Annotated in this window: 4 protein-coding genes and 1 pseudogene; 1 reads left to right on the top strand and 4 read right to left on the bottom strand. The window is 56.9% G+C overall.

Annotated features, from left to right (window positions below):
* Window positions 1–239, top strand: a pseudogene (locus tag ACPYOJ_RS33920) (TIM barrel protein); the annotation flags it as partial.
* A gap of 1 nt (window position 240) precedes the next feature.
* Here ACPYOJ_RS33920 and ACPYOJ_RS33915 read toward each other — a convergent pair.
* The 4 genes from ACPYOJ_RS33915 to ACPYOJ_RS33900 form a co-directional block, all read right to left on the bottom strand.
* Window positions 241–618 carry a response regulator transcription factor gene (locus ACPYOJ_RS33915; RefSeq protein ID WP_481420160.1) on the bottom strand — a complete coding sequence of 126 codons (378 nt, stop codon included), beginning with the start codon at window positions 616–618 and terminating at the stop codon, window positions 241–243.
* Between the two features lie 76 nt (window positions 619–694).
* A complete protein-coding gene (locus ACPYOJ_RS33910; protein ID WP_481420159.1) occupies window positions 695–1,342 on the bottom strand; it encodes a response regulator transcription factor in 648 nt (215 codons plus the stop codon).
* Window positions 1,335–2,909, bottom strand: coding sequence for a PAS domain-containing sensor histidine kinase (locus ACPYOJ_RS33905; RefSeq protein WP_481420158.1), 1,575 nt, complete (start codon window positions 2,907–2,909; stop codon window positions 1,335–1,337). Before ACPYOJ_RS33905 ends, ACPYOJ_RS33910 begins: the two co-directional genes overlap by 8 nt.
* Before the next feature lie 627 nt (window positions 2,910–3,536).
* Window positions 3,537–3,887 carry a hypothetical protein gene (locus ACPYOJ_RS33900; RefSeq protein ID WP_481420157.1) on the bottom strand — a complete coding sequence of 117 codons (351 nt, stop codon included), beginning with the start codon at window positions 3,885–3,887 and terminating at the stop codon, window positions 3,537–3,539.
* Window positions 3,888–4,046: the final 159 nt, after the last annotated feature.

Raw genomic sequence — 4,046 nt, 5'->3', positions numbered from 1 at the left:
TGGTGCATGTCTCCGGCGTGGTCGATCCGCATGTCGCGGTTGACGACATGCTCGATGCCCATCGCGTGCTCCTGGATGCCTCCGACCGGCTGGAAAACATCGCCCAGATCAAGGCGCTGACGGCAGCGGGCTTCGAGGGCCCCTACAGCTTTGAGCCCTTCGCGACAGAAGTGCATGCGCTACCTGACCCGAAATCTGCGGTTCAGGCAAGCATCGAGCATATCAGACGATCTCTCTAACTTATGAACGTTTGCTGCAAAGTGCTTCTTCGAGCGTATGCATCAATTGCGTAACGTCGACCGGCTTTCCCAAAAAGGCGAAAGCGCCACCCTCCATGACGGCCGATCGGGTTCGCTCGTCCTTGTAGGACGTCATGAAGATCATCGGAGGCCGGGCAGGATCATGGCTGAGCAAGGCCTGCAACTCGATGCCGCTCAGGCCGGACATCTTCACATCGACAAGCACGCAGTCGATCGTTCTGCGGTCCGCTTCGGAAAGAAAGGCTTCAGCAGAGGAAAAAAGCCGACTCCTATAACCGCATGACTTTAGGAGATCGTCGAGGGCTTCCCTGATAGCCTCGTCATCATCGACGATTGCAATAGTGGATGTGTGGGACAATTACAGAATACCTTGCTGGGGGCCTTTTTTGCTTAACTATGCTCCCGCGCACAACAAATTAACACCATACATGAGTCTAGGTTTCAGGCATTGCCGTCTGGGCGATCTCTGCGAGGCGGACCAGGTCGGCCAGTGATTTTGCCTGCATCTTACGCATGACATTGCCTCGATGAAGCTTCACCGTAATCTCGCTGATGCCGAGATCGTAGGCGATCTGCTTGTTCATCAAGCCTTTGACGACGGCGCGCATGACCTCCCGCTCCCTGGGAGTGAGAGATTGCGCAAGTGCGACGACGGCTTCTGTGGCGGCGGCTTCCTTTCGCTCAGCGGCGTTCCGTTCTATGGCAGCGGTTACGGCATCGAGAATGTCTTGATTGCGAAAGGGCTTCGTGAGGAAATCCACCGCTCCTGCCTTCATCGCCTTCACGCTCATGGGGATGTCGCCGAATCCCGTCATGAAGATGATCGGCAGCCGACTTCCCATCTGCTCGAGTTGTGCTTGGAAATCGAGGCCGCTCAATCCCGGCAATCGGACGTCGAGAAGAATGCATCCGGGTCTTGCAAGGTCTGCACGATCAAGGAAATCTGCGGCGCTTTCGAAAGCAATGGCCTCCATACGCATCGACCGAAAGAGATCGACCAGCGCCTCCCGCATCGAGAGATCGTCATCAACAACGTAAACGATGGACGTCATTGACGGAACTTGCTGTTTCCGTTCAGGCATTATCGTCCTCTATGGGCAGTATAATCTCGAAAACCGCACCGCCTTCGGGGTGATTGAATCCATCAAGTCGGCCACCTTTCGCCTCCAACATGCTGCGGCAGATCGTTAGACCCATGCCCATGCCGGAAGCCTTGGTAGTATAGAAGGGGGTGAAGAGTTTGGCGATTGCTTCCTCGGGAATGCCCGGCCCGTTGTCGCGTATCGAGATGCAAACAGAATGTTCGTCCTTGCGCTCCAGCGTCAACTCGATCCTGCGCGGATGGTGGGGGCAGTCAGCCATGGCCTGCATGGCATTGGTCATCAGGTTGATCAGCACCTGTTGAAGTTCGAGCCGAACCGCCTTCACCGCTTGTAGATCCGCCCCCACGATGGTCTCAAGGAGCACAGTGCTGCGCTGGAACTCATGATCCATGAGGGTTTGGGTCTCCTCCACGAGCTTTTCGAGATCAATCCACTCGGCCGGTCGCTCTGTCTGCGACAACATGGAACGGGTGTTGTGGATGATATCGCTGGCCCGCTGGCTGTCGCGGATCATCCGCTCGGCCGAACGCTGAACGGCTGCAAGGTCGGGGGGATCACGATCCAGCCAGCGCAGCAGCGTGCGGGAGTTGACGACGATCGCGCCGAGCGGTTGGTTGAGCTCGTGGGCTAGCGAAGCGGAAAGAGCACCAACGGTGGCGGCACGCGACGCTCGGGTCAATTCTGCCCGCGCTTCCACGAGCGCCTGCTGAGTGAGCTCGCGCTGCGTTATGTCGATCATCCCCACGACGACACGGTGAAAGGCGTCAGCATCTTCCGGGAAACGGATGCTGATGAGGACCAGTTTCGTCTCGCCGGCGTCGGTCGTAACATTGCCTTTGCCTTCGAAATGCGTGTCTCCGCAAAAGATCGCAACCAGTTGATCAATGAAGGAGTTGTCGGGCACGATAAAATTGCGGCCAGCCCCAGGCTCGCATGCCTTTGGTCCAAGCAATTCCCGAGCGCCTTCGTTTGCAGCAACGGTACGAATGAGCCCGATGCACTGAATGATCTCTCCCGGATTTGAGCGGAGATAATCGCGAAGATCCTCAACGCCAGCGGCTTTCACGTTCATAAGATGGGCGCGAACCATCGAATAATCGCGCTCCCAAAGGGCAACACGCGCCTCATTGAAGATCGCGCGATAGCGGGCTTCACTTTCTCGAAGGGCAGCGTTCTTACCGATGAGTTCGGCACGAAAGGCTTCGCTGCGCAGAAGAAGCGCCGCCGTGATCGACAGTGCCGCAATCGAAACGACCATGCGCGAAAGCGCGGAGATGTCTGCGCCGAGGCCATGGGAATAAAGATAAGAAAAGAGAGTCAGCGCACCACAAAGGCAGGCAATCGTTAAGATGCCGGTGCGTGTCATGATATCGCCTGCAAGCAGCAGGACAATTACATAGAGGACGGCAATGGCAATTCTGGTGCTGGTAAAGGTATCGACATAGAAAACCGCCACCGCCAGCACGGCGGCTACGAAGCCCAATGCAGCGTCATGCCCGACAGTATTGCGTCGATTAAAAAGCCGGGAGATCCGAAGACCCAACATTCTGCCCATCCATCCAAAATGTTGATCGCAACCTTAATACGCCAGGCATTGGTTCAAAGCTATACAAAGGTCTGGGACAGATCGGCCTCAGAGTCGCGAGACGTCCGGCCCGGATAAGCTCTTCCGCCGCGCGGCCGTCACCAGCAATGGAAGCTAGTCCGTGCCAACTGCCGACCATCCCGGTACACCCAATCTGAACCAGCATTTACCGGTCCGCTTGGCCAAAAAAAGACCGCCCCGGGGCAAAGGGGCGGTCTGGCGGATCAATGGGAGGAGATCCGCAGACTTCGGACGGAGGGGGACGCCGCGAAGTCGTGGTAGCTGCGGTCGCTACCGGCCTCGGGAGGGATCGAGGCGACGAGTTAAAGATAAGACGATCCGGCGAATGTCGTAATTATACTTAGGTTTGGGTTCGTGCGGACGCTCTGCAGCCCGAAATTGCTTGTTGCCTCGGCGGGAACGTCTTGGAGGAGGCACGACCCGCTTCCAAATGCCGTGTCTTTCGAATCTAGGCACGCGCGGCTGACGACGAAAGAGCGGCATCAAACGGCCGCAAGTCTTGGAAGGGCGGACGGCGCCTGCAAGAGCAGCCTTGTCGCCGATGGGAGCTTATTGAGAGCGCTGCGATTACTGCTTCAGATCGTACGCTTGGCCAGAGTCGCGAAGTTCTTTAAGGGTCTTGCCTAGGCAGCTGCCCCCTTCTTCGCCACCCGTCGCCTTTGCCTGTCCGTCCAAGGTGATCGTACCGGCAAGTCGATCCGATGCCACGTAGGTCGCCACACCTTCTTGCGAAATCCTCGAGATATAGAAGACATGCTGCGTGTCTTTGTACTTGCAATGGATGACCAGCGGAAACTGAGCAAGAAGATTATCTTGGGCGCGAGCATCAGTGATAGGAAGTGGAAGTGATGCGCCGGCTACCAGTGCGACCACCAGTTTGAGCAAGCCGTTTGACCATCGGCGGGATGCGTATGTCATCGATCCAAACCCCCTATGTGCTATTGAGATGAATGTCCAAAAAACGCCTCTTGCCATTCGTCCTCGGCAGAAGTCGTGTGGGCTCCGGATCTCATTGCGCTTCGGCCCTTAGTTCGTGAGTGCTACTAGCGCGTCCCGGTCCAGTAGCCGGACCGATCG

It is taken from the genome of Rhizobium sp. SVR5-9E, from assembly GCF_056755095.1.
This window is presented reverse-complemented; position numbering and strand designations above follow the sequence as displayed.

What these genes read in the sequence shown, in the direction of transcription:
- ACPYOJ_RS33910 (WP_481420159.1), bottom strand. Translation starts at nt 1,342, where the DNA reads ATGCCTGAACGGAAACAGCAAGTTCCGTCAATGACGTCCATCGTTTAC.
- ACPYOJ_RS33900 (WP_481420157.1), bottom strand. Translation starts at nt 3,887, where the DNA reads ATGACATACGCATCCCGCCGATGGTCAAACGGCTTGCTCAAACTGGTG.
- ACPYOJ_RS33905 (WP_481420158.1), bottom strand. Translation starts at nt 2,909, where the DNA reads ATGTTGGGTCTTCGGATCTCCCGGCTTTTTAATCGACGCAATACTGTC.